This window comes from Variovorax rhizosphaerae (genome assembly GCF_037889975.1).
Lineage (GTDB): Bacteria > Pseudomonadota > Gammaproteobacteria > Burkholderiales > Burkholderiaceae_C > Variovorax > Variovorax rhizosphaerae.
The window spans coordinates 62,690-87,620 of the sequence record NZ_JBBKZT010000008.1; the positions used below are offsets into that span (position 1 = coordinate 62,690).

At 66.8% G+C, this 24,931-nt stretch carries 15 protein-coding genes; 3 read left to right on the forward strand and 12 right to left on the reverse strand.

Annotation, left to right across the window (positions count from 1 at the left end; all coding sequences use genetic code 11):
* Positions 1–24 precede the first annotated feature (24 nt).
* From WKW82_RS17855 to WKW82_RS17895, 9 genes are all read right to left on the reverse strand, one after another.
* Positions 25–801 (reverse strand): enoyl-CoA hydratase/isomerase family protein, encoded by a 777-nt coding sequence (locus WKW82_RS17855; protein ID WP_340343665.1) that lies wholly within the window; start codon positions 799–801, stop codon positions 25–27.
* A gap of 241 nt (positions 802–1,042) precedes the next feature.
* Entirely contained in the window at positions 1,043–2,815 is a 1,773-nt protein-coding gene (locus WKW82_RS17860; RefSeq protein ID WP_340343666.1) for a flavin monoamine oxidase family protein, read from the reverse strand.
* A 151-nt stretch (positions 2,816–2,966) separates the two neighbouring features.
* Entirely contained in the window at positions 2,967–6,863 is a 3,897-nt protein-coding gene (locus WKW82_RS17865; RefSeq protein ID WP_340343667.1) for an nSTAND1 domain-containing NTPase, read from the reverse strand.
* A 313-nt stretch (positions 6,864–7,176) separates the two neighbouring features.
* Positions 7,177–9,732, reverse strand: a complete 2,556-nt coding sequence (locus WKW82_RS17870; RefSeq protein ID WP_340343668.1) for a tetratricopeptide repeat protein — start codon at positions 9,730–9,732, stop codon at positions 7,177–7,179.
* A gap of 563 nt (positions 9,733–10,295) precedes the next feature.
* Positions 10,296–13,103: a tetratricopeptide repeat protein gene (locus WKW82_RS17875; protein WP_340343669.1), complete on the reverse strand. Its 2,808-nt coding sequence runs from the start codon at positions 13,101–13,103 to the stop codon at positions 10,296–10,298.
* 255 nt (positions 13,104–13,358) lie between these two features.
* Positions 13,359–14,351, reverse strand: a complete 993-nt coding sequence (locus WKW82_RS17880) for a S1/P1 nuclease (protein ID WP_340343670.1) — start codon at positions 14,349–14,351, stop codon at positions 13,359–13,361.
* A gap of 140 nt (positions 14,352–14,491) precedes the next feature.
* Complete coding sequence (locus tag WKW82_RS17885) at positions 14,492–14,965, reverse strand: alkaline phosphatase family protein (RefSeq protein WP_340343671.1); 474 nt, start codon at positions 14,963–14,965, stop codon at positions 14,492–14,494.
* A complete protein-coding gene (locus WKW82_RS17890; protein WP_340343672.1) occupies positions 14,920–15,570 on the reverse strand; it encodes a sulfatase-like hydrolase/transferase in 651 nt (216 codons plus the stop codon). Before WKW82_RS17890 ends, WKW82_RS17885 begins: the two co-directional genes overlap by 46 nt.
* A gap of 188 nt (positions 15,571–15,758) precedes the next feature.
* Positions 15,759–16,202: an outer membrane lipoprotein gene (locus WKW82_RS17895; RefSeq protein WP_340343673.1), complete on the reverse strand. Its 444-nt coding sequence runs from the start codon at positions 16,200–16,202 to the stop codon at positions 15,759–15,761.
* A gap of 253 nt (positions 16,203–16,455) precedes the next feature.
* Here WKW82_RS17895 and WKW82_RS17900 point away from each other — a divergent pair, with 253 nt between their 5' ends.
* The gene (locus WKW82_RS17900) at positions 16,456–17,715 is read left to right on the forward strand and encodes an ion channel protein (RefSeq protein ID WP_340343674.1); all 1,260 of its coding nucleotides are present in this window, start codon (positions 16,456–16,458) and stop codon (positions 17,713–17,715) included.
* A 100-nt stretch (positions 17,716–17,815) separates the two neighbouring features.
* Here the strand turns inward: WKW82_RS17900 and WKW82_RS17905 are convergent, their stop codons facing one another.
* The 3 genes from WKW82_RS17905 to WKW82_RS17915 all read right to left on the reverse strand — a co-directional run bounded on the left by WKW82_RS17905 (position 17,816) and on the right by WKW82_RS17915 (position 22,698).
* A complete protein-coding gene (locus WKW82_RS17905) occupies positions 17,816–19,084 on the reverse strand; it encodes a porin (protein WP_340343675.1) in 1,269 nt (422 codons plus the stop codon).
* A 160-nt stretch (positions 19,085–19,244) separates the two neighbouring features.
* On the reverse strand, positions 19,245–21,110 hold the full coding sequence (locus tag WKW82_RS17910) for an alkyl sulfatase dimerization domain-containing protein (protein WP_340343676.1): 1,866 nt from the start codon (positions 21,108–21,110) through the stop codon (positions 19,245–19,247).
* A 514-nt stretch (positions 21,111–21,624) separates the two neighbouring features.
* Entirely contained in the window at positions 21,625–22,698 is a 1,074-nt protein-coding gene (locus tag WKW82_RS17915) for an AraC family transcriptional regulator (RefSeq protein ID WP_340343677.1), read from the reverse strand.
* Between the two features lie 172 nt (positions 22,699–22,870).
* On the opposite strand from WKW82_RS17915, the gene WKW82_RS17920 reads away from it, so the two are divergent.
* Positions 22,871–24,304 carry an MFS transporter gene (locus WKW82_RS17920; protein WP_340343678.1) on the forward strand — a complete coding sequence of 478 codons (1,434 nt, stop codon included), beginning with the start codon at positions 22,871–22,873 and terminating at the stop codon, positions 24,302–24,304.
* A 222-nt stretch (positions 24,305–24,526) separates the two neighbouring features.
* Entirely contained in the window at positions 24,527–24,895 is a 369-nt protein-coding gene (locus WKW82_RS17925) for an SPW repeat protein (protein ID WP_340343973.1), read from the forward strand.
* The last annotated feature ends 36 nt before the right edge of the window (positions 24,896–24,931 follow it).

The window sequence follows — 24,931 nt, forward strand, 5'->3', positions numbered from 1 at the left end:
GGGTTGGTCAGCCATCGGCATGACTCAGCGCCCCGTGAAGACAGGTGCGCGCTTCTCCGCAAACGCGCGCTGCGCTTCCTTCGCATCGTCGGTCTTGCCGATCAGCGCCGTCATGTCCTGCTCGTAGCGATAGCCGTCACGCAGGCTCATGTCCTCGATCACGTTGAGCGTGTGCTTGCCCATGCGCGTCGACACCGGGCTCTTGGACGCGATGGTCGCGGCGAGTTCGAGCGCCTTGGGCATCAGGTCCTCCGGCGTCGTGCATTCCTCGATGATGCCGAGGCGATACAGCTCCGCGGCCGGCACGCGCATGCCGGTCAGCATCATGCGGCGCAGGCGCGAGTGGCTGAACAGGCGCATCGCATGGCGGCAGCCGCCGAGCAGTCCGACATCGACTTCGGGCAAGCCGAGCGACGCCTTGTCCGATGCGATCAGGATGTCGCTGGAAGCGGCCATCGCGACGCCGGAGCCGAGCGCTGCGCCGTTGATTGCGCAGATCACCGGCTTGGCGCATTCGCGGATCGCATGGAAGCACTCACGCGTGCGGCGCGAATGCGCGGGCAGGTCGCCAGGTCCCTTGATGACGGAGGCGCGGCCCTTGAGATCGGCACCGGCGCAGAACACCTTGCCCGCCCCGGTCAGCACGACCACGCGCACCTCGTCCATCTCGGAGATGCGGTCGAGCGCCAGCGTGAGTTCGTCGTTGAGCGTGCGCGTGAGCGCATTGACGGGAGGTGCGTTGAGCGTGAGGGTGGCGACGAAGTTGTTCAGTTCGTAGTTCAGTTGGGTCAGGTCGTTCATGGTCTCCGTTCCGGCGCGAAGCGCGCTCGTCTTGTTCGGTGGAGCCAGTCTATGGAACGAACTGCGGCGGCGAAGCCATCGCGCCGACAGAGCTGGTATGCGGGTTTCGGCAAGTCGCTTCGCCCGGATCGGGGAGTTGTCCGGAAACTACTTGCGCTCGGTGGCCACAGCGTCCGTGGCGACGAGGCTGTTCCGGCCGATGGCCGACTGATCCAGCGCGGCCTGCATTCGGCCGTTCCGGCTACGGCCCGTAGTTGTAGAGGTTCCGGCTCTGGGTCATCGGGTTGTTCGGGAACAGCGCATCCGCGCCGGCGAGCGCATTGACCGCCGCGGCCGCCGCGTTCACACCCGTCTGCAGCGCGCCCTCGATCCAGCCCCCGCACCAACCCACGCTGTCACCGGCGAGGAAGACACGCTTGCTCGTCGTCAACGCCTGGTTGTAGAGACTCTGGTTCATCACGTCCTGGCCGGGATAGTTCAGCTTGAACGCGCCGTAATACTGCGGCTGCATCTGCCAGTCGATCATCGTGGTGTATTGCGGCAGCAGCGTGCTGTTGAGCCCCGTCAGGAAAGCGTTCATCCCCGGGTCGGATGCGTAGGGCGCGAGCGAGCGCAAGAGAATCTGCAGGCGCTCGTTGGGATCGGTGACCGCGATGAGCTTGGTCGAGTCGTCGCCCCACGTGTAGCTGACCAGCACCACGCCGTACTGCGAGCCCGGGTAGCCCAGGCAGTAGAGCCCGTGCGCCAGGCCGTCCGTCTGGATGTTCTGCGGACAGTTGGCGTTGTCGTTCCAGAACTGCGACGAGCACAGCACGAACAGCTTGGATGAGTTCATCAGGTGCAGGTCCTGCACCGCGGTCGCCTGGTCGTTGGTGACGGGGCTCACCTGCGCACCGGTACCGGGGGCGCCCTGGGCCGCCTGGGCCGGTGCGGCGGTCGGCGGCTCGGTGATGTTCATGTCCATCTGCATCGCGCGCGTGGTGGTCGCGATGACCGCTGCATCGTAGTAGCCGGTGCCCTGCGTGCTATTGCTCACCCAGTTGATGCACACCGGTTGCTGCACCCCGCCGTGGTAGGAGACGCCGTTCACCTTCGTGTTCATGGTGAAGGTCGCGCCCTGCTGCGTCAGGCTGTTCTGGAAGGCATCAGTGAGGCTGGACAGGCCCGCTGCATAGAACTGCTGCGAGGTCTCCAGGCCGTTGACCACCAGGCGCACGATCTCGGCGAAGTTCACCTGGTAGAGCGGGCCGAAGCCGCCCGAACCCAGCCCCAGCGCACCGAACAGCGCGAAGTCCTGGGCAGTCCACGGTTGGCAGCCATGGGTCGCGGCGTTCTCGACGAAGGCTTCCACCAGCCCTTGGTAGAACGAGACCGTGCTGTAGCCCTGCTCGGGGCCGAGCGGCGCCGATGCGTTGTAGATCAGCTTCTGCCACGCCTGCTGCGCGTCCCCGAAAGTCGACGGGTCCGACAGGTTTGTGGTGAGCTCCTGCAAGGCCGGGCTGCCGGCGAAGTTGCTCCAGCCCTTGGCGACGTTGTCGAAGATGGCCGGCGGGCTGCCCTTGGCCGGCCAGTCGTACACGGTGTTCTGGAAGATGATCTTGGTGTCCACGTCGCCCGGGTCCGGGAACGGCGATGGCTGCGGCAGGCTGAACACCGTGTTCCAGAAGTACTGGAACAACTGCTCGGAGGGCGGCACGCGCATCGCGCCCAGTTCGAAGCGCGCCGGGTCACCGCTGACGGGAACGTTGGAGTCGATGCGTCCGCCGATGCGCGTCGACGCCTCGATGACCTCGACGGCGGCGCCCATCCGGGTCAGCAGCCACGCCGAGCACAGCCCGGCAGGACCACCGCCGACGACCGCGATCTTCTTGCCCTTCAGCGGCGTGCCCGGACCGAGTTGACCGCTATTGGTCTCCAAGAAGTTGGCGTGGGCGTAGAGGACGTCGGCGAAGGTCACGGGCGTGGGCAGCGCGACATTCTTCTTGGCGCTTCGGGGGACGACGAAGAACGACATCGGATCCTTTCCGGAGGCCCGCCGACGCGGCGCGCACATCCCTGACCGGGATCAGCATACGACCGTATGGGTGCGACGTTCAACATTCGGGTGCTGTCGACACGGACACTTACAAGGTCATGGTCAATGCAAATCCGGAGCAACTCCGTTCTCACCGCACCGCCTTCAACTCCTCCGGAAGCGAATCGCTCGGCAAGCCGATGGAATCGGCGATAAGGGCCGTGCGCCGGAGCCAAACGGGCAGGATCTTCGCGAACATGTCCCCCTTCTTTGCGATCTCCTTGTAGTACTCGACGCGGCCGTCGACGTAGCGGGTCGCGACGCCGCGCAGGCCGCGCTCGTTGACGATCGACCGCGTCATGGGACCAAGCACCCCATCGGCCGTCAGGTCGAGCTGCTTCTGCAGGATCACGACGGCTCGTGGCGGACCCATCTGGACTGCAGTGTCGAAGTGCAGCATCGCGAGCGACGGCTGCAGGTCGTCGCAACCAGCGCGACGCCACCAGTCGGTGCGGAAGAACTCTTGCATCTCGGCTCGGGTCAGTTCGCTGACCGGGCGCGGCTCGACACCGCGCTGGCGACGCAAATCGTCGTAGGCCTTCTGGGTGAAGTTGAACTTGGTGGGGCCGCCCGGACCGTCCACCACCTCGGAGGAGCCACCTTCGACCCGGAGAAGGATGCTGAGCGCCTCCAGGAAGTAGCGCGGGTCGGCGAAGCGGCGGGTCCCCTCCTGCACGGCTTCCTCGGTGCACGAACCGGCTTCGGCCAGGTAGGCCTGCCGCTCCGGACAAGTCAGGCGATAGTTCCCCAGCCGCCGTGCCACGCCGACCAGGACTTCAGGCGCCGCATTTGACGGCACGAGGGCAGGATCGACCCTGGCGAGCGGCTCGATGGACCAGTTGCGAGCCGTGCCGTCGGTCCCGAGCGTCGTCACGGATCTGGCGCTGGGCATGAGGATGAGCCGCGTGATCGCACCGCTGTGGCTGCGCAGCGTGCTCGTGAGGCGGCAGCGTGTCAGGTCCCAGATCCGGACCACGCCGTCGTAGGAGGTCGTGACGACCTGCTGCCCATCGGCGGAGAAGACGGCGCCCGAGACCGCGTCCTCGTGCGCGCCCATCCGACAGGTCTCGCGACGGTCGCGCACGTCCCAAACGCGCGCCGTGCCGTCGAGCGACGCGGTCAGGACGCGCTTGCCATCGTGCGAGAAGCGCGCGTCCAGCAGCCAGTCCTCGTGTCCCTCCATGCGGCCGATCTTCCGGCCGTCGCGCGGGTCCCAGAGCGTGGCGCCCCGGTCGTTGGACGCGGCCACCAGCATCGTGCTGTCGTCCGAGAAGGCGACGCGGCGGATGGCGCCGCGACCATCCTGCAAAGTCTGCGCCGGCTCACCGGTGTCGAGGTTCCAGATCGTGATCGAGCCGTCGAGCGCGCTGGCCGCGAGCAGCCGCTCATCCGGTGAAACGGCCAGCGACAGGATCGCCGCCGCTCGATTGACCGGGAAGGCGCGCAGCGTCTCCGGGCGCAGAGGCTCCCAGAGCCGCACCTGCCCATCGAGGCCGCCCGTTGCCAACAGTCCCCGCTTGGGCAGGAATGCCAGGTCGAGGACGGCCGCCTCATGGGTGGGGACGGGCAGCTTTCGTCGGTCCTCCATGTCCCAGAGCTGGAGGGTGTTGTCGGTCGCCGCTGTCGCAGCCAGGCGCCCGGAGGCGTCCAGTGCGGCCGCGAGGACGGGTGCTTCGTGACGGTCCGGTGGCTCGAGCTTTGCGCTGGTCGCGACATCCCACATCACCAGCATGCCGTCCTCGCCAGCCGTGAGCAGCCGCGCTCCGTCGCCCGATACGGCGCCGGCGATGACCGGGCCCTGGTGGCCCCTGAGCGGGGTTCGTTCGTGGTAAGCCCACAGGACCTCGCGCAGCGCCTCGACGGCTTGCGGAGCCGCCTCGCGCGGACCGCTGTCGCTGCTCAGCCAGAGCGCGGCATGGCCGACCAGGCCGGTTTCCCCGACCCTGTTGGCCCGCTGCTCCGGCGCAACGCCTTCCAGGGCGATGGCGAGGGCCGCGCCCATTCGGCCGCTCGCCAGCTCGCGCGACGCATTCGCCGCGATCATTCGTTCGCGCGCCGTCTCAGTCAGCGCGCGCTGCTGGTCCGACCACGCGAACAGCTCGAACAGGCCCCAGGTCGAAGCCGCCAGCAGCACGACGCCGGCGAGCGCGGCGAGACTCATCCGGCGCCGCCGCTGCTCGCGTCGATTCGAATCCGCCAAGGCCGCGGCAGACGCCTCGACGTAGCGCCGCATCTCCGGGTCCGGCAGCGCGCCCGCTCGGTCGAGCAGCGCTGTCGCTTCGGCGAGCGGGCGGCCCGGCGGCAGCAGTCGCGAGTCGCGGTCGGCATGCTCGGCCTTCCACGCTGCGAACGCTTCCTCGACGCGCCGGCGCGCCGCCAGCGAATCGCGCGCCGCCTCGATTCCCTCGCGCAGGAACGTCCAGCGCCGGAACAGCGCCTCGTGCGCAACTTCCCAGCCCGTCTCGTCGGCAAAGACAAGGCGGGCACGTGCAAATTCCTCGAGCAGGCGGCGGGCCGGCACCGGCACATCGGCCTGCGGCAGTCGACGGCGCAAGACACGGCCCTCGGCCGAGAGATCCGCCATGCCGTAGACCAGCAGGCCGCGGAACGCCTCCAGCTCTTCCGGCGTGGCGGCCGCCGCGGTCACGAGCTTTTCGGCCCGCTCGCCGACCGCCGCCTCGAGGCCGCCGAGCGTGTCGTACTCGACATGGGTCAGGCGCAGGTCGTCGGCGCCGAAGCGGTCCCACAGCTCGCGCAACACGAAGGCGAGCAGCGGCAGGGCGTCGTCGGTCTGGGCCTCCGCCACCAGCCGAGACGCGAGGCCTGGCTCGAGCTGCAGCTCCGCCAGCGCCGCCGGGCCCTCCACCACCGCGTGGAAGGCCGCGCGCGGCAACGGCCCCAGCTGGAACGCACGCGTGGGCAGGATCTCGGCCGTGGCGACTGCGGGATCGCGCAGCGCAGGATGGCGCTGCAGCGTGCCGGTGAAGTCGGCGCGCAGGGTCGCGAGCACGAGCAGGCGATGGTCGGTGGCCGCCAATGTGTCGCGCAGGACCAGCAGGAATTGGTCGTTCAGCGGGCTGGCGGTGCGTCCCAGCACCTCCTCGAACTGGTCGACCGTGACCAGCACGGTGGCATCCGGCTTGGCGGCGCGGCGCCGCAGTGCCGAAGCCATCTGCTGCACGGCGGCGACCCAGCTGGCGGTGTCGACCGGCGCGCCGTCTGCGGCCGGCGCCGGTATGTCGGCACCGGCCACACCGAACGCCTCGCCGAGGTTGGCGAGCGGCGCCTGGAGTGGACGGAACGGCGGCACGACGATCCAGTTGTCGGGATCGCGCTCGAGCCGCGGCAGCACGCCGGCACGCACCAGCGACGACTTGCCCGTGCCGGAGGCCCCCTGTACCAGCACCAGGCGAGCACGATCGGGCGCGCGACACTCGCGCAGGATCGCCAGCAGGTCCGTGATCTCCTGCTCGCGGCCGAAATAGACGGCGGCATCGTCTCGCTGGAAGGCGGCGAGGCCGGGATAAGGCGCACGATTGCCATGCCAGACGAAGAGATCCTTCGGGTCGAGGCCGGCCGCCAGCAGGCCGCGGCGCAGCCGGGCGCACGCCTCGGGATCACCTGCCCCGCGCTGCCAGTCGATGGCCTGCGTCCGCCGCAGCACCGGCGGCGCCTTGGCAGCGAGTTGCGCTTCGTCGATCGGCCGCAGCGTCAGCGGCAGCACCGGCTTGCGCAGTGCCTGGGCATGGTTGGCCTCGGCGACGCACCACGGCGAATTCAGCCATGCCTCGTCGACCAGGGCGATGAGCGCACGGCAGCGCCTGAGTTCGGTGTAGAGCCGCTCCTCCCACGGGGTGCCACCGATCAGGCCGTCCGCCGCATCGTGATCGAGGAAGATCGCCTGGTGGCCTTCGGCCTCGAGCCACACGCGCAGTGCGCTCGCCGCTGCGTCGTCGCGGCTGCTATGGCTGAGAAAGATTGTTCCCATGTCCCCGGCCTTGCCTCAACGCGAAATCGCGGTGGTGAATGTGCGGGGTACGACTCTATGCCAGTTTGGGCGATGCGACCACGGTGGGGCGGGAGCGACGCGCCATGGGCGTGCCGCGCGGTCTCCCTTCCTCGCGAAGCTTTCGCGGCGGACTGCCGCGCCGTTGAGTCCCAAAGGCAGGAAGTACCGTTCGCTGTGCGGTCAAACCGTGCTTTGTGCGTCCCGGCCGGTCGGTATGAGAAGTTCGTTGCGGTAGCTGTTGGCCTTGTGAATCAATGGGACCGCTGACCAAGCAACTTCCTCCACAGCGACCTCAATTTTCGGGAACCGCCTGCTCGCCATCGCCCGGCTCAGCGCGCAGGTTGGCGTAGTTGCGCATCACCGTCTGCGATTTCGGATGATCCGCGCCCAAGCTGGAAACGAGTATGGCCAACGCCCTGCGCATGAGCGGCTCGGCCTCGGCCAGGCGGTTGGTGACGTGGAGCAATTGCGCTAGGTTGTTGAGGTCGATCGCGACTTCGGGATGCTCAGCGCCGAAACTGTTCACGTCGATGGCCAGCGCCCGGCGCATCAGCGGCTCGGCCTCGGCCAAGCGGTTGGTGGCCTGGAGCAAGGTCGCCAGGTTGTTGAGGTCGCGGGCGACATAGGGGTGTTCAGCGCCGAAGCTGTTCTCGTCGATGGCCAGTGCCCGGCGCATGAGCGGCTCGGCCTCGGCCAAGCGGTTGGTGGCCTTGAGCAATTGCGCCAGATTGTTGAGCCGGCTGGCGACATTGGGATGCTCAGCGCCGAAGCTGTTCTCGTCGATGACCAGCGCCCGGCGAATCAGCGGCTCGGCCTCGGCCAGACGGTTGGTGGCATGGAGCAAAGTCGACAGGTTGCTAAGTTCGATGGCGACATTGGGATGCTCAGCGCCGAAGCTGTTCTCCTCAATGGTTAGCGCTCGGCGCATCAGCGGCTCGGCCTCGGCCAAACGGTTAGTGGCCTGGAGCAACGCCGCCAGGTTGTTGAGCCCGATGGCGACACGGGGATGCCCAGCGCCAAAGCTGTTCTCGTCGATGGCCAGCGCACGGCGCATGAGCGGCTCGGCCTCGTCCGGGCGGTTGGTAGCCTTGAGCAATTCCGCCAAGTTGCTAAGCCGAGTGGCGACTCGGGGATGCCCAGCGCCGAAGCTGTTCTCATCGATGGCCAGGGCCCGGCGGATGAGCGGCTCAGCCTCCCCGTGCAGGGCCTTTTCAAGGAGCAGTAGCGCGCTTTGATTCAACAGCCTGCCAGTCGGCGTGGCAATGCCCGCCTCCTCCGCATGGCTGGCGACAGCCTGGGCGTGGGGCAGGAGTGGCTCTAGCACGGGCCAAGTGCGTACGTCACTCGGCTCACCGACGAAGGCGGCGTCGATCCAGCCCAGCGCTTCGGTGAGCGCCGAGACGCTTGCGCTGGATCGTGTGACCGCCTGCACCAACCGATGGACCGTGAAGCTCGGCTCCGTACTAGCGCGGGTCACCAGCGAGAAAGACTCCAGTGCCGCCAGCGCCGCGTAGACATCTTCACCCGGCGCAGCACCCGCCGCCGGCACCTTCAGCAACGATTCCGGGATCGGCTCTGCGGCCAGCCAAGCCAGCCGGAGCAACAGCCGCCGGGCTGGCTCATCGAGCTGGTCAAAGGAGGTCTGCCAGGTGACCGCCACGCTCTTGGGGTAGTGCATCAGGCGCGGGTCATACCACGCGAGCACCTTGTCCCGCTGGCCACGCCACGCTGCCAGGTAGTCCGCCAGGGTGAGACGGCGCTGGGCGATATAGGCGCCGGCTTGCTCCAGGGCAAGTGCGAGGCCCCCCAGTTCCCCGGCCAGGATGCGGGCTTGGGCGGCGTCATCCGCTTGCTTGCGACGCCGCGCGTCGGTCCGGGCAAGGAGGAACTCGACCGCGGCCGGCTCCTGCAGTACCTCGAGCGGCAGCGTCTCGATGGCGCCACTCCAGTTGCTCAAGCGGCTTGTGATGAGCACATGGCCACCAGTCAGCCGCGGCAGCAGCGCTTCCACCGCCTGGGCGGCGGCTTCCGTATCTGCGTTGTCGGCAATCAGCAGCCAGCCAGGATTGCGATGCAGCCAAGCGAGCAGGGCGCTCACCTGGGCGGCTTCCTCCGCGACCTGGTGCTCGGGCAGATCGAGCACCGCGGGCGAACACAGCGCGGCGAGGTTGCGCTGCAGCGCTTCGGGACTGTCGGCGCCGACGAAGATCACTGCCGTGTAGTCCTCGGCGTGCCGCCAACCGTACTCCACGGCCAGCCGCGTCTTGCCAATGCCGCCCAGCCCGTACAACGCCTTGCCGACGATGGCGCTGGCGCCCGTCGCCGCGGCACTTGCCAGACTGACGCGCAACTGGTCCAGCGTGGCTTCGCGTCCCTTGAAAAGACCACCCAAGCTCGGATAGGGCAGATGGATGGCGCGCCGGGCCAATCCCGCAGCGAGGAGGATGTCGAACACTCCGGAGCGCAGCACCTCCACCGCCAGTCGGTCGGGGTTTGCGAAGTGGATGCCGGGATAGCGTTCCACCTCTGCCAAGCGCTGCAGATGCGCCTGCTGGGCATCGCGCTGTTCGGTGACGAGTTCGTAGCGTGCATCCCGAGGCGCGTCGGGCTCGGGCGCACAAATCATGACGCGCTTGCCGTGGTAAAGCCCGAGCCACGCTTCCCACTGGGTGTACGGAAGCGCCGGCGCGCCGGGACGCAAGTAGGGAGCCAGCGGCGTCAGCTTCGCGCCCAGGTCGGGATAGCGGCTGCACATCACCGCCAAAGACGGCGCCTGCGCCAGTGCCCCGGTCATGTCGCCAACGAGGTGGATCACCGCGTCGCAGTGCTGGATGTAGTCGTCCAGCATGTCCAAGGTCTCGGTGCCCGTGACAATGAAATCCTCTTGCACGGCCACGGAGACGTTCGGGCGCGTGAGGGCGTATCGCAATGTGTCGCGATAGCAGCGGAACTCCGCGCTTACGGCAGACAGGAAGATTTGTACCCGTGCCACGGCCTACCTTGTTGGATTGCCCGATGTTCTTGCGCCGTCGCTGAAGGTGCCTGCACCGGTCTCGATGCAAGCCCCTTTGCGACTCTTACGGGCGACGTGGCATTGTCGGGGTGGGAAAAGATTGTTCCCATGTCCCCGGCCCTGCCTCAACGCGAAATCGCGGCGGTGAATGTGCGGGATCCGACTCTATGCCAGTTTGAGCCATGCGATCACGGTGGGCCGGAGGCGACGCGCCATGGGCGCGCCACCCAGTCTCCCTCCTTCGCGAAGCCTTCGCGGTGGTCTATCGCGCGCGGTTGAGTCCCAAGGTCAGGAGTACCGATCGCTGTGCGGTCGAACCGTGCTTCGTGCGTCTGGGTCGGTCGGTACGAGAAGTTCGTTGCGGTAGCTGTTGGCAAGCAACTTCCTCCGCAGCGATCTCAATTTTCGGGGAACACCTGCTCGCCATCGGCCAGCTCCGCGCGCAGCTTGGCGTAGTTGCGCATCACCGTCTGCGAGTTCGGATGATCCGCCCCCAAGCTGGAAACGAATATGTCCACCGCCCGGCGCATGAGCGGCTCGGCCTCGGCCAGGCGGTTGGTGGCTTGGAGCAATTGCGCCAGGTTATTGAGATGAATGGCGACCTTGGAGTGTTCAGCGCCGAAGCTCTTCTCGGTGATGGATAGCGCCCGGCGCATGAGCGGCTCGGCCTCGACCAGGCGGCCGGTGGCTTGAAGCAAAGCCGCCAGGTTGTTCAGGTCGCGGGCGACGTCGGGATGCTCAGTGCCGAAGCTGGTCTCGTCGATGGCCAGCGCCCGACGCAGGGGCGGCTCGGCCTCGGCGAGGCGTTTGGTGTCCTGGAGCAATCCCGCCAGGTTGTTGAGCCGGATGGCGACATAAGGATGCTCAGCGCCGAAGCTGTTCTCATCGATGGCCAGCGCCCTGCGCATGAGCGGCTCGGCCTCGGTCAGGCGTTTGGTGGCCTTGAGCAATTGCGCCAGGTTATTGAGGTCGATGGCGACTCTGGGATGCTCCGCGCCGAGGCTCTTCTCGTTGATGGCCAGCGCCCGGCGCATAAGCGGCTCGGCCTCGACCAGGCGGTCGGTTGCGTAGAGCAAGGCCGCTAGGTTGTTAAGGTCGCGGGCGACGTCGGGATGCTCAGCGCCGAAGCTCTTGCCGTCGATGGCAAGCGCCCGGCGCATCAGCGGCTCGGCCTCGGCCAAGCGGTTGGTGGCCTGGAGCAAGGCCGCTAGGTTGTTGAGGTCGCGGGCGATGTCGGGATGCTCGGCGCCGAAGCTGTTCTCGTCGATGACCAGCGCCCGGCGCATGAACGACTCGGCCTCGGCCAAGCGGTTGGTGGCCTGAAGCAACTGCGCGAGGTTTGTGAGGTCGCGGGCGACGTAGGGATGCTGAGCGCCGAAGCTACTTTCGTCGATGGCCAGCGCCCGGCGCATGAGCGGCTCGGCCTCGGCCAGACGGTTGGTGGCCTCGAGCAATTGCGCCAAGTTGTTTAGTTGGGTGGCGACTTTAGGATGCTCGGCGCCGAAGGTGTCCTCGTCAATGACGAGTGCCCGGCGCATGAGCGGCTCAGCCTTGCCGTGCAGGGCTTTCCCATGAAGCAGCACCGCGCTCTGATTCAATAGCCTGCCAGTCGGCGTGGCAATGCCCGCCTTGTCCGCATAGCTGGCCACAGCTTGGGCGTGGGGCAGGAGTGGATCAAGCATCGGCCAAGTGCGTACGTCACTCGGATTACCCACGAAGGCGTCATTGATCCAGCCCAACGCCTCGGTGAGCGCCGGGACACCAGCGCTGGACCGTGTCACCGCCTGCACCAACCGATGGGCCGTGAAGCTCGGCTCCGTGCTGGCGCGGGTCACCAGCGAATAAGACTCCAGTGCCGCCAGCGCCGCGTAGACATCGTCACCCGGCGCAGCACCCCTCGCCGGCACCTTCAGCAACGATTCCGGGATCGGGTCTGCGGCCAGCCAGGCCAGCCGCAGCAGCAGCCGCCGGGCTGGCTCGTCGAGCTGGTCAAACGAGGTCTGCCAGGTGACCGCCACGCTCCTGGGGTATTGCATCAGGCGCGCTTCGTACCACGCGAGCACCTTGTCCTGCTGGCCACGCCACGCTGCCAGATAGTCCGCCAAGGTGAGACGGCGCTGGGCGATGTAGGCGCCGGCCTGTTCCAGGGCAAGCGCGAGGCCCCCCAGTTCCCCGGCCAGGATGCGGGCCTGAGCGGCGTCATCCGCTTGCTTGCGGCGCCGCGCGTCAGTCCGGGCAAGGAGGAACTCGACCGCGTCCGCCTCTTGCAGTACCTCAAGCGGCAGCGCCTCGATGGCGCCACTCCAGTTGCTCAAGCGGCTTGTGATGAGCACATGGCCACCAGTCAGCCGCGGCAGCAGCGCTTCCACCGCCTGGGCGGCGGCTTCCGTATCTGCGTTGTCGGCAATCAGCAGCCAGCCATGATTGAGATGCAGCCAAGCGAGCGCAGCGCTCACCTGGGCGGCTTCCTCCGCAACCTGGTGCTCGGGCAGGTCGAGCACTGCGGGCGAACACAATGCAGCGAGGTTGCGCTGCAGCGCTTCGGGGCTGTCGGCTCCGACGAGGAGCACTCCTGTGTAGTCATCGGCGTGCCGCCAACCGTACTCCACGGCCAGCCGCGTCTTGCCGATGCCGCCCAGCCCGTGCAGTGCCTTGCCGACGATGGCGCTGGCGCCGGTCGCTGGGGCACTTGCCAGGCTGGTGCGCAACTGGTCCAGCATGGCTTCGCGTCCCTTGAAAAGACCACCCAGGCTCGGATAGGGCAGATGGATGACGCGCCGGGCCAATCCCGCAGCGAGGAGGATGTTGAACACGCCGGAACGCAACACTTCCACCGCCAGCCGGTCGGGGTTTGCGAAGTGGAAGCCAGGATAGCGTTCCCCCTCTGCCAAGCGCCGCAGATGCGCCTGCTGCGCATCGCGCTGTTCCGGGACGAGCTCATAGCTTGCATCCCGAGGCGCGCCATCCTCGGGCACACAAATGATCACGCGCTTGCCGTGGTAAAGCCCGAGCCACGCTTCCCACTGTGTGTACGGAAGCGCCGGCGCGCCGGAGCGCAAGAAGGGAGCCAGCGGCGGCAGCTTCTCACCCAGGTCGGGATATCGGCTGCGCATCACCGCCAATGATGGCGCCTGCGCCAGTGCCCCGGTCATGTCGCCACTGAGGTGGATCACCGCGTCGCATTGCAGGATGTAGTCGTCCAGCATGTCCAGCGTCTCGGTGCCCGTGACAACGAAATCCTCTTGCACGGCCACGGAGACGTTCGCGCGCGTCAGGTCGTGTCGCAGCGACTCGCGGTAGCTGAGGAACTCCGCGCTTACGGCAGACAGGAAGATTTGTACCCGTACCACGGCCTATCTTGTCGGATTGCCTGTCGTTGTTGCGCGATCACTGGCGCATGCTGCACCGGTCTCTATGCAAGCCCCTGTGTGACTCCAATCGCATCGCGCCGCCATCATGGCTCAGCGCCAGATCGCTGTCAGCACCTGCGCGAGCCGCGCACCGGCCTTGGCGATCTCCTTGCGCTGGACATCTTCCTTCCTCTGTGCGTAGCCGGCGGGCAGGTCGACGGCATGGTGATGCTGGGCATCCTCGGCGGCGTAGGTGATGCCATCGAACGCGACCTTTCCGCCGGTGAGCGATTCAGTCGCCCATGCCGTCGACCAGCCCGACATGTCTCCCGCAGTCACGGGAACGGCCCGCGCGAGCTTCATCAAGGCCGGCGATGGCGGCTGCGACGCAAGGCTCGAAGTCACCGAGTCCCATTCGCCGTGGAGCTTCCTCGAGCCGATGAGCAGGTCGTTGCCGCCGTGCGTTTCGGTCCTCGCATCAAAGGCGCCCTCATCCGGGTCCACCACTTTTCCCTTGGCATCCACATAGACGGAGACCACATGCAGCGGCTGGTGGATGTCGCCGACATAGTGGGACAGCAGCCGCAATGCCTCCTTCTTGCTCGTGATCTTGAAGGGTGGCGGGCACGGCTTGCCCTGGAGCACCGCAATGGTCGCGGCAATGGCCGAGACGACGTCCTGGTCGGTGGTCCCGACCTGTCCCTTCTTGTACGCCACGCGTTGCAAGGCGACGTCGGTGTAGTGGTACTGCTTGTGGCAAGGCTCGGTGTTATGTGGCGAGGTGCAGTTGCCCACGTTGCGGCGCACGAAGGCTTCCATCAGTTGCTCGCTGGCCGGGTTTTCGTAGATGGCGCAATCGGCGAACCGGCCCGCGCCGCCGTACTTGAAGGTCCTGGGATCCACGCTCTTGGCGCAATCGGCCCAGACCGAGGCGGTGCGCAGATTGCTCCCGAGAATCTTGCGGACTTCCTTGGCCGCGGGCGTTCCCGCGATCATCGCGTCGGCGACCGTGCCCACTGCCATGTGGCCATGGGGTCCGTAGGCGAATGCGCTCCCGCAAGCGACGACACAAGCGAAAGCCAGGGCGCACAGTCTGGTTGACATGGAACCTCCTTGATATTTGTTGCGACCATGGAGGCTAGCCGCTTCAACGTTGTGAAGCGACCCCACACCGGGGGAGAAATCACTTTCCAAGGCAGCACGCGGCCTTTGCGGGCCGCGTCCGCCCGAGCGCTGCGGCGCCCTTACTTGCCCTTTTGCGCCTCTGTCTCCATGCGGTGCCGGATGGCCGCCATCGTTTGCTCGAGCACCGTCGCGGGGTTGAAGCTTGGCGGGAACGACCGGGGCGGGAACGCCTTGAAGGTCTCCGCAAACTCGAAGACTTGCTCCATCAATCCATACACCTGGCCGATGTGGTTCAACTGCCAGTCCCAGAAGGTGTTCGAGGTGATGTCGGCCCGCTCGAAGGGATCCTGGAACAGGTTGAAGATCTTCTGCGGGCGCAATTCGGTGAAAGGCTCTGCCCAGACGCCCAAGGTGCCCTGCATGCGTTGTTCCGCACAGACGTACTTGTAGTCGCCCTGCCGGATCGCGACCAGCAAGCCGTCGTCGTCCGTGTAGAAGAACAGGTCGCGCGCGCTCTTCAAGGCACCCTTGCTGCCGGCCTTCCCTTTCACGTTGCGCAGGAAGTCCGACTGGTCGTAGCCGTCCAGGCACACCTTGTAGGTGTTGCCGTTGGCCTTGTAGCCCTTCTTGAACTTGCCGATGATGTCGGTCTCCCGGCGAAACTGCAGAGCGTCGGGATCCAGTCGTTGTGGGCCATCAGCGCGTTGGTGACGGTGCCTGCCGCAATCACCTTGGGCCAGCGCACCAGGCACGGGACGCGAAAGGCGCCTTCCCAATTGGTGTTCTTCTCGGACCGGAAGTGGGTCATCGCACCATCGGGCCAGGAGTTCATGTGCGGGCCGTTGTCGGAGGAGTAGACGACGATCGTGTTGTCGGCAATGCCCAGCTCGTCCAGCGTGTCGAGCAGGGTTCCGACGGTATCGTCGTGCTCCATCATGCCGTCCATGTACTCGCTGTCGCCATGCTCGTAGCGGCCGCGATGTTCGGAGCGTACGTGCGTGCGCAAGTGCATGCGGGTCGCGTTGAACCACACGAAGAAGGGCTTGCCGGCCTTGTTCTGTCGCTGGATGAATTCGACGGCGGCTGCCGACGTTTCATCGTCGATCGTCTCCATGCGCTTCTTCGTCAGCGGCCCGGTGTCCTCGATGGTCTGCTTGCCGACCTTGCCGAAGCGCGGGTCGACGGTCTCGTCGTCCATATCGGTGGCCTTGCATTGGAGGACACCCCGCGGGCCGAACTTGGCCCGATAGCTCGGGTCCTTCGGATAGTCCGGCAGCTCGGGCTCTTCTTCCGCCGTTGCAACGAGACTGGTCTTGCCTACCGGGGCTGGCTATTGCACCTACGCGCACGCACGAGATGCAGGCAGGACGACGCAGCGCTCGCAGGCTATTGCGGAATGACCCGCGCGCCTTCTCCGTTGCCTTCGATGTAGACGCGCTGGCCGACGCGCAGGTTCGGGTTCACCGGCTGGCTCACCGACACTAGCACGCCGCTGGCGGTGCGCACGATGACCTGCTGGCCCGCGACCGGCTGGTCGTATCGCTTCTGCACCTCGTTGCCTGCAACGGCGCCGCCGACCGTGCCCAGGATCATCGCCACGTCGCGGCCCGTGCCACCGCCGATCAGGCTGCCGACACCCAGTCCGACCGCGCCGCCGACCACCGCGCCGATGCCGGAATGGTGGCTGCTCTGCAGTTGCACCGGCGTGATCTGCTCGATGGTGGCCTGGCGTATCGCCATCGCGCCGGGCGGCGTTCCGGGGGCCGCGCAACCGGCGAGCAGGAACACCGAAACCAGGGTTGCGACGACGACCTTTGCGATGGCGGACATGTGTGCTCCTTGAGGGCTCGAAAAGATTGGAGCATCGAACACGCAGGCGCAACATTGCCCCTTGGGGCAAGGCCAATGCCCGCCGTTGCACCTTGCGGGCGTTGCCCTCAGGTGCATCGACGCGCGCATTCAGGGGCAATTGCAGCGGCCGCCCCGCAACCTCAGAATTTGCCTGTTCACGGCGGCGCGCAAGGCGACGATCTGGCGTGTCGATGGCAAGGCTGACCGCTTTCAACCTGACCCTTCGAAAACCATGACCGATCCTCGCGTACGAACCATGCTCTTCCTCGGCCTGCCGGCGCTGGTCGTCGGCGTGGCCGCCGCGCTGATCCTGCTCGTGGTGGCGCTGACCGCCAACCTGCTGCAGCGCTTCCTCTGGCAAACGCTGCCGCCGATGCTCGGGGCCTCGGGCACGGCCTGGTGGTGGGTGCTGGGCATCCTGACGCTCACCGGCTTCGCGGTCGGGCTCATCGTGCGCTTCTTTCCCGGACATGCCGGCCCAGACCCCGCAACCGTATCGCTGTTCGGCCCGCCGACGCCGGTCGGCGTGCTGCCGGGTCTTGCGCTGGCGCTCATCCTCGCGCTGGCCGGCGGCGTCAGCCTCGGCCCGGAGAATCCCGTCATCGCGATCATCGTGGGCCTCACCGTCGCCATCGGCGCCAAGGTGATGCCGCGCGTGCCCGTCAAGGGCTGGGTGATGCTCGCAGCCGCCGGGACGATCGGCGCGATGTTCGGCACGCCCGTGGCGGCGGCGCTGCTGTTCTCCGAGATGGTCGGCGGCAGCGAGGACAAGCCGGTGTGGGACCAGCTCTTCGCCCCGCTGGTGGCCGCCGGCGCCGGTGCGCTGACCATGGCGCAGTTCGAGGAGATGAATTTCTCGCTGCCGATCCAGCCCTACCTTCACCCGACCATTCCGGACATCGGCATCGGCATGCTGGTGGCGCTGGCCGCCGTCGCGATCGGCATGGTCGCGGTGTGGCTGTTCCCGATCTTCCACCGGGCCTACCAGGCCATCGGCAACCCGTTGATCGCGCTGACGGTGGGCGGGTTCGTGCTCGGGCTGCTGGGCATCCTGGGCGGGCCCATCACCATGTTCAAGGGGCTCGGCGAGATGAAGTCGCTGGCAAGCAATGCGGGGAGCTATTCCGCGGCGGCACTGGCGATGATCGTCGTGATCAAGCTGATCGCGATCCTGGTCTCCGCCACCTGCGGCTTTCGGGGTGGGCGGATCTTTCCGCTGGTCTTCGTCGGCGTCGCATTCGGGTTCCTGGTGCACCAGCTGTTTCCCGCGGTCCCTCCCGCGCTGGCCGTGGCCTGCTCGGTGATGGGCTTCACGCTGGTGGCGACGCGGGACGGCTGGCTGAGCCTGTTCATGGGCGCCGTGATGATCCCCGGCATCGAATTGCTGCCGCTGTTGTGCGTGGCGATCCTGCCCGCGTGGGTCGCGCTGGCGGGTCGAGCCGAGATGCTGATCAAGGCGCCGCCGCCGCCCGCGCCCGCCAAGGGAACTTGAGGCTGCAGGCACAGTACCTTTTACCTGCCGTCGATCGAGCGCGAATCGCCTGACACATCTCGCTGCGCGACCATGCGCACCGTCGCCCGGCACCACGAGATCAGAACGCGTGCCGGATGCCCAGGTCATAGCCGTAGCCGCGGTCCGCGCGGTAGCCCGCCGCATTCGAGTTGACCGTGTTGCTGTACCCGGGCGCGACGTCCGCGGACGCGACGTTCACCACGCCCACGGCGGCGCCGTTCTCGTTCTTCGTCACGGCGAAGTTCGTGTACAGCGCGGTGCGCTTCGACAGGTTGTAGACATAGCCCAGCGCGAGCTTGGTGGCCTTGGGGTCGGGCGTGGTCATGGGCCGCGGGCCATACGGCGTGAAGTTGTAGAACTGCCCCTTCACCTGCGCATACGACGCCTTGACCTGGCCGGCGCCGATCGGGACGCTCAGGCCGACCAGGAAGTTGCGCGTGTCCACGTTCAGCGGCGGCGTCAGGGCCGGCGTCAACGGGAAGGTCGCCGCGTTGGCGAAGTCGGTCTTGACGTCGACCATCGAATACTCGCCGAACAACTTGACCACGTTGAAGTCATACGACGCGCCGAGATTGGTCGTGGTGACGCTGGTGGTCGAGCCGAAGTGGTAGTTGTCCGCGATGTTGCTTTTGCCGTATGCGAGTGCGATGTCGAACGGGCCGTTGGCATAGCCGACGCGGGCGCCCGCATAGCCGCCCGTGCGCGAGTTGTTGACGGCCTTGGGGTCGTCCTGCAGTTGCGGGCCCGACACGTTCTCGCTGAACGCGTACATCGCCTGGCCATAGAAGCCGCCGAGGTTGGGCGGCAGGAAGTAGCCGACCGAATTGGCCTTGCGTGCGTAGTAGCCGCGGTTCAGCGAGATGGTGGGCAAGGCGCCGCCCATGGTCTGCGCGATCAGGCTGGTGCCGGAGCCGACGACGCCGAAGGGATCGAACACCGCGTCGCTCCAGAAGGTCGGGGTGTAGTCCCGGCCCATGCGCAGCTCGCCGAAGGGACCGAGCAAGCTGACCGTCGAGCGCCGGTCGAAGTAGGTGCCGGCACGGCCGACCGAGCCCACGTCGGGCCACAGCGTCGACTCCAGCCAGAATGCCGCCGCCAGGCCGCCACCCAGGTCTTCCTGGCCGCGGAAGCCGAGGCGGCTGGACACATTGCCGCTGTTCGACAGTGCCCATTGGCTTTGCTTCAGGTCCGGCTTGGGTGCTGCCGGGGTGGTCAGCCCTTGGTACTTGCTGTTGGTCTGGTAGTAGCTGACGCCGGCATCGAGTGCGCCGAACACGGTCAGGGTCGATTGCGCCGAAACGATGCCGGCCGCCAAAAGGGCGGCCACGGCGACGAGAGTCTTTTTCATGGGGGGATCAAGTGAACGAATGGATGAACGCACCAAAGGTAGTTCGCTCAGTCCATTCGCACTCCCCCCGTAAAGGGTGGAAGGTTAGGCCCGCCTACGCTGCGCGCCGCGGGGCCCTGCCCTCAAGACCCGGGGTAAGCCCCGGGGATCGCCGAGACGCTCAGTGCGCCGCGTGGTCCGGACCGCTCGCCGCGGCCACGGGATACATGGGCACCTGGCGGAACTCGTCGAACAGGCCCAGCAATGACGCTGCCTGGGCATCGGCTCCAGAGGCCTTGACGAAATCAGCCGTGCTCATCTCGCCGCGGAAGTAGCGTGCGAACTGTTCGGGCGTGGCCTTGATGGTCGCGTCCGGCTTGCGGTAGTGCGTGTCAGGGTCGGCCACGAATTCAGCCACCGAGTTGCGCACGTGCAGGGCGGCGCGCTTGCCGCCGATGTCGAACGCGAGTTCGCCTTCCTTGCCCGTCGCCTTCTTGGGGTCGAGGCGCGTGCGCAGGTGGTTGACGGCGCGGCTCGTGTCTTCCATCACCCATGCCGCGTCCTGCACGCTGCCGAGCGTATGGGTCGTCTCGCCTTCCAGGCTGCGTGCCGAAGCCAGGTAGAAGTTGCGCGTGATCGAACCCGGGCTGTAGCGGCCCAGCGTACGGAAGCTGTCGGCCAGTGCCTGGCGGTAGGTCTTGTTGGCCGGCGCCACATCGGTCAGCGCCACGGCCAGGTCCTTGGCCCAGAGGTATTCACCCTTGGCCACGGCTGCCTTGTAGGCCTTGAAGGTCTTGGCTTCGCCACCGGCGAGCTTGACCCACTTCTGCGATTCCAGGGTGCGCGGCAGCGAGTGCAGGTCTTCCGCGTGGCCGGAGAACCAGCCGAAGGCGCGATCGGCATAGGCCTGCGGGAAGGTGTCGTACTGGCCGTAGACCTCGTTCACATACGGGTTCTTGAGCAGGCTCGCGGGCAACACGATGTGATGACGCAGTTCCTGCATGCGCACGCCCTGGTTGGTCAGGCGGATGGCCTGGTCGTACACGAAGGACGACGCATCGATCAGCGCGTTGGCGGTGTCCTTGATCTTGTCCTTGCCGACCAATGCGGTCGCACCACCGCCCACGTCGAGCACGATTTCAGGCTCGAGGTCGCGGATCTTCTTGATGCCGGAGGTCCACTGCTCGGGTTCGCGATAGCGGTCGCCGCGCAGCGTGTAGAGGTTGGGCAGGCAAGGCCACATCACGTTGTCGATGACGAGCTTCTGCGAGGGGATCCAGAAGGTCAGCGAGTCTTCGGTGTCGGTCACCGCATGGAAGGCCTGGATGTCGAGGCCGTCCACCGTGATCTTCTCGCCGTCGACCAGCGTCTTCGTGGCCGGCAGCCAGGCGCTCTTCTTGCCGAGGTCCAGCGATGCGGCGCCCATCTTGGCGTCCGGGCCCTTGCTGGGCATGTCGGTGCCGAAGTGGATGCGGGCGCGGCCGTCGAGCGCGGGCAGCATCTCGGGGATGTTCGGCTTGCCGAGGAAGCCAGACTCCTGCACTGTCTTGTTGGAATCCGGGTGCGCAATGATGACGGCCTTGTCGCCGTCGAGCAGCGTCTCGGCGCCCTTGGCATAGTGCGCGTGGTCGTAGAACACGGCGATGATGGGCTTGGTGCTCACGTCGCGGCGGATGATCTCGCGGAATTTCTTGCCGTCTTCCGCGTTCTCGCCGGTGGAGAACACGAGCAGGCCGCTGGGCCGCTCGATGATGACCGGGCCGTAGAAGTAGCCGTAGATCATCCAGGTCTTGTCGCCGACCGACTCGGCGCGCGCCGGCTTGCCGTCGATGCGGACGAAAGGCAGCGCCTTCTTCCACTCGTTGAAGTTGATCACCGTGCCGTTGGGCAGGGTCGCCGGCTTGAAGTCCGGGTTCTCGTTGTACCAGCGCCAGGCTTGGGCGTGGCTGGGCGTGGCGCTGAAGGCCAGCAGGGTCATGCAGGTCGCGGCAAACCCACCGGCCAGGCGCTGCTTGAGCCTGGAGAGCGGGGAAGGAATCGTGTTCATCGTGGTGTGTCTTTGGGTTGAAGGGGTGGCCGGCGCGGGGCTCGAATCAAGCGAGACGAATGGTCGCAGTCAAGCCGAAATTCGCCATTGCCCGACGCGACGTTGTTTTTTCTTTGCCCGACACATGCGGGCAAACCCTAATCCCGCGAGAGATCATCCGGATCCGGTCGCGCCATGGCGGCGCGACACGGTCTCATATCAGTTTTCCATGACGCTGGCGCGTCTTCCGCGACGCATGAAACCGGGGCGAGCACAACGCTGCCTGTTCGTGGACACCCGCGGAACCGGCTTTGCCGGGCCGCTGGGTGCGCCCCCTTGAGGGGGAGCGCCGCAGGCGCATTCGGGGGTGGGGTTTCATTTCAGTTTTCCACCACGCTATCGCGTGACCCGCGGTGTATGAAACCCGGGCGAGCAATGCCTGTTCGTGGGCACCCACGGAACCGGCTTTGCCGGGCCGTTGGGTGCGCCCCCTTGAGGGGGAGCGCCGCAGGCGCATTCGGGGGTGGGCTTCATTTCAGGCCGGGCGCCGGGCTGTCGCGGAGGCCTTGCGCTCGGTGTCGGGTCGCAGGCCCATGCCGGCGCGCAAGGCTGTCGGCGGCATGCCGAACCAGCGGCGGCAACTGCGCGTCAGGGTCGATGCGTCGGCGTAATCGAGCATCACCATCAGCATCGTCAGGGACGGAGGCTCGGCGCTGCGCATCACGCTTTCGACCACGCTTCTTCGGACCTCGTCCCTGATCTTCTCGAAGCTCGTGCCCTCCTCGACCAGCCTGCGCTGCATGGTGCGGGAATGCATCGCCAGCATGGCCGAGACGGCCTGCTGCGAGGAGCGACCCGTGCCCAGCACGCGGTGAATCACCTGGCGCACGCGGTCCGAGAAGGGCTTGTTGGGCGCGACGAACTGGGTGTCGATGTAGCGTTGCGCCATCTCGCGCACCATCGGGTTGCTGCCCCGCACCGGCCGGCGCACATCCGCGGCTGCGACGCGCACCGCGGCCTGGGCCTGGCCGAAGCGGCAAGGCGCACCCAGCAGTTCTTCATGCCGCGTGCTGCCCTTCGGGCGCGCGTGTGGCACCAGGATCTCGCGAGCGGAGAATTGCCCTTGGGCCAGCATTCGCGCGCAGTTCACCATGACGCCAAGGGCCAGTTCCATCGCCTGCACACAGACCGGGCGAGGAACGATGTCGATGTCATAGTAAAGGTCGACAAACTCACCGTTGCCACCGACCGGCTTGACGCCGACACGGACGGCCGGGCTGTAGACGAACATGTAGCGCCCGGCCAGCTCATAGGCTTGTGCCACGTCGTCCGCGTTCTGGGCGATCACGGCCAGCGGACCCAGGATGCTCAACCCCTGCTGCTGGGACAGTTGCAGGCCGAAATCGAGCCGGCCCGACACCTGTGCCGAACGTTCCAGCAGCGAGATCATGTTGGGGTACGGAATCAACTCATCCGGGTCGCGCAGCGCGGTGAGCGAAAGGCCGACCCGCCGCAACTGGGTGGCGGGCACGAGGCCGGACTCCAGCGCAAGCTCCTCGTAGCCCGCAAGCGCCGAGGCTCGAATCAACGGATTCAGGGCGTTTTCCACCGCGCGAGTTTGCCACGGCGATGGATGAAACGATCACGAGCCGGCGTTGATCGGGACCGGCTCGCTGCCGGATCGGCGGACGGCACGCGGGTCGCTCGCAGGCGACTCGACAGCCCTCGCATTCGGCGCCTTTTCGTACACGTACAAAGGCCGCACTGGCGCACCATGAGCCGTGCTCCACACCGACATCCCCGCCCGCCTCGACCGCCTCCCCTGGTCGCGCTGGCATTGGCGCGTGGTGATCGCGCTGGGCGTGGCATGGGTGCTCGACGGCTTGGAGGTGACGCTGGTCGGTTCGGTTGGCAGCGTGCTGGAGCGGCCGGACACGCTGGGCCTCACCGCCGCGCAGATCGGCGCTTCAGGCTCGCTCTACATCGGTGGCGCGGTGGTCGGCGCGCTGCTGTTCGGCCGGCTTGCCGACAGGCTCGGGCGCAAGCGGCTGTTCCTTGCGACGCTGGCGGTCTACACCTTGGCGACGCTGGCCACAGCCTTCTCACCGAACTTCGCCTTCTTTGCGCTGTGCCGCTTCGTCACGGGCCTGGGCATCGGCGGCGAATACGCGGCCATCAACTCGGCCATCGACGAACTGATCCCGGCGCGCGTGCGCGGCCGTGTGAACCTGGCGATCAACGGCAGCTTCTGGATCGGCGCGGCGCTGGGTGCGGGGGCGAGCCTGGTGCTGCTCGACCCGAGTGTGCTCGGCCCGGTGTGGGGCTGGCGCGCGGGCTTCGCGCTGGGCGCACTGCTGGCCGTCGCGATCCTGCTGGTGCGGCGCGACGTGCCGGAAAGCCCGCGCTGGCTGGTCATGCATGGCCGTGCCGACGAGGCCGAGGCCATCATCGCGCGCATCGAGGCGGAGGTGTCGGCGCAGCACGGCCCGCTGCCAGCCGTCACCACGCGCCTGAGCTTCGTGCAGCAGTCTGCGCCGACGATCCGGCAGGTGGCTGATGTGCTGCTGCATCGCTACCGCCGACGCAGCGTGGTGGCGCTGTCGCTGATGATTTCGCAGGCCTTTTTCTACAACGCAATCTTCTTCACCTATGCGCTGGTGCTGACGCGCTTCCATGGCGTACCGGAGGGACGCGTGGCGCTCTACATCTTTCCGTTCGCGCTGGGCAATGTGCTGGGGCCGCTGCTGCTGGGGCCGCTGTTCGACCGGGTCGGGCGGCGCAAGATGATCGGCGCGACCTATGTGCTCTCGGGCGTCGGGCTGGCGCTGACCGGCGCGGCTTTCATGGCCGGGTGGCTCGATGCGCTGAGCCAGGCGCTGTGCTGGTCAGCCGTGTTTTTCCTGGCGTCGGCGGCGGCGAGTTCGGCCTACCTCACGGTGAGCGAGGTGTTTCCGCTGGAGATGCGGGCGCTGGCGATTTCGGTGTTCTACGCGGTGGGCACGGGGGCCGGCGGATTCGCGGCGCCGTGGTTGTTCGGCGTGCTGATCGAGACGGGCAGCCGGGGCGCGGTGACTGTGGGGTATGCGATCGGCGCGGTGCTGGTGATCGTGGCGGGGCTGATCGCCTGGTGGCATGCGGTGGATGCGGAGCGAAGGCCGCTGGAAGACATTGCGCCGCCGATGGGTTCCACTCCGCCTTCGCAATCCAACGCATGACTGCGTGGGATCGCCTTGCCGTGCTACAGCACTGGCAGCTACATCACCTCTCGCTGTGTGCTCAGCGATCTGCGATCTCGCAGTCTCGTACTGTCAGCGGCGCTCCGCCTTGCTCTGCGCTTGATTGCAAAGGCGGATGACTGAACTCGCGACTTTTCCCGCGGTCCAACACCTGTCGCCGCGAACTTCGCTTTCATGCGGCGGCAGGAGGTCAACATCATGATGAAGCACGTGAAGCACTGGCAGGATCCGCTGAACGCGGCGCTCGGCGTCTGGCTGATTCTTTCGCCCTGGTTGGTGGGCTTTCAGGACCTGGAGACCCCGACGATGAACGCCGTGGCCGTCGGGATCTTGCTGGGCGCGGCTGCATTGGGCGCCACCTTCGTGCCCCGTGCATGGGAAGAATGGACCGAAGGTGCGCTGGGCTTGTGGATGGTCATTTCACCGTGGGCACTTGGCTTTGCTTCCATGCGCGATCCGATGATGAACGCCGTGGTCACCGGCATTGCCGTGGTGGTGCTCGCCGTCTGGGTGCTGGCGACCGACAAGGACTATGTCGACTGGCGCAAGGCGGTGCACATTGATCGATGAGATGCGATTGATGCGACTGAGACAAGGCGTCCGGCG

Coding starts and splice junctions, on each gene's coding strand:
- WKW82_RS17910 (WP_340343676.1), bottom strand. CDS start 21,110: ATGAACACGATTCCTTCCCCGCTCTCCAGGCTCAAGCAGCGCCTGGCC.
- WKW82_RS17925 (WP_340343973.1), top strand. CDS start 24,527: ATGAAGCACGTGAAGCACTGGCAGGATCCGCTGAACGCGGCGCTCGGC.
- WKW82_RS17880 (WP_340343670.1), bottom strand. CDS start 14,351: ATGTCAACCAGACTGTGCGCCCTGGCTTTCGCTTGTGTCGTCGCTTGC.
- WKW82_RS17860 (WP_340343666.1), bottom strand. CDS start 2,815: ATGTCGTTCTTCGTCGTCCCCCGAAGCGCCAAGAAGAATGTCGCGCTG.
- WKW82_RS17865 (WP_340343667.1), bottom strand. CDS start 6,863: ATGGGAACAATCTTTCTCAGCCATAGCAGCCGCGACGACGCAGCGGCG.
- WKW82_RS17890 (WP_340343672.1), bottom strand. CDS start 15,570: ATGGACGACGAGACCGTCGACCCGCGCTTCGGCAAGGTCGGCAAGCAG.
- WKW82_RS17870 (WP_340343668.1), bottom strand. CDS start 9,732: ATGCTGGACGACTACATCCAGCACTGCGACGCGGTGATCCACCTCGTT.
- WKW82_RS17895 (WP_340343673.1), bottom strand. CDS start 16,202: ATGTCCGCCATCGCAAAGGTCGTCGTCGCAACCCTGGTTTCGGTGTTC.
- WKW82_RS17875 (WP_340343669.1), bottom strand. CDS start 13,103: ATGCTGGACGACTACATCCTGCAATGCGACGCGGTGATCCACCTCAGT.
- WKW82_RS17905 (WP_340343675.1), bottom strand. CDS start 19,084: ATGAAAAAGACTCTCGTCGCCGTGGCCGCCCTTTTGGCGGCCGGCATC.
- WKW82_RS17900 (WP_340343674.1), top strand. CDS start 16,456: ATGACCGATCCTCGCGTACGAACCATGCTCTTCCTCGGCCTGCCGGCG.
- WKW82_RS17855 (WP_340343665.1), bottom strand. CDS start 801: ATGAACGACCTGACCCAACTGAACTACGAACTGAACAACTTCGTCGCC.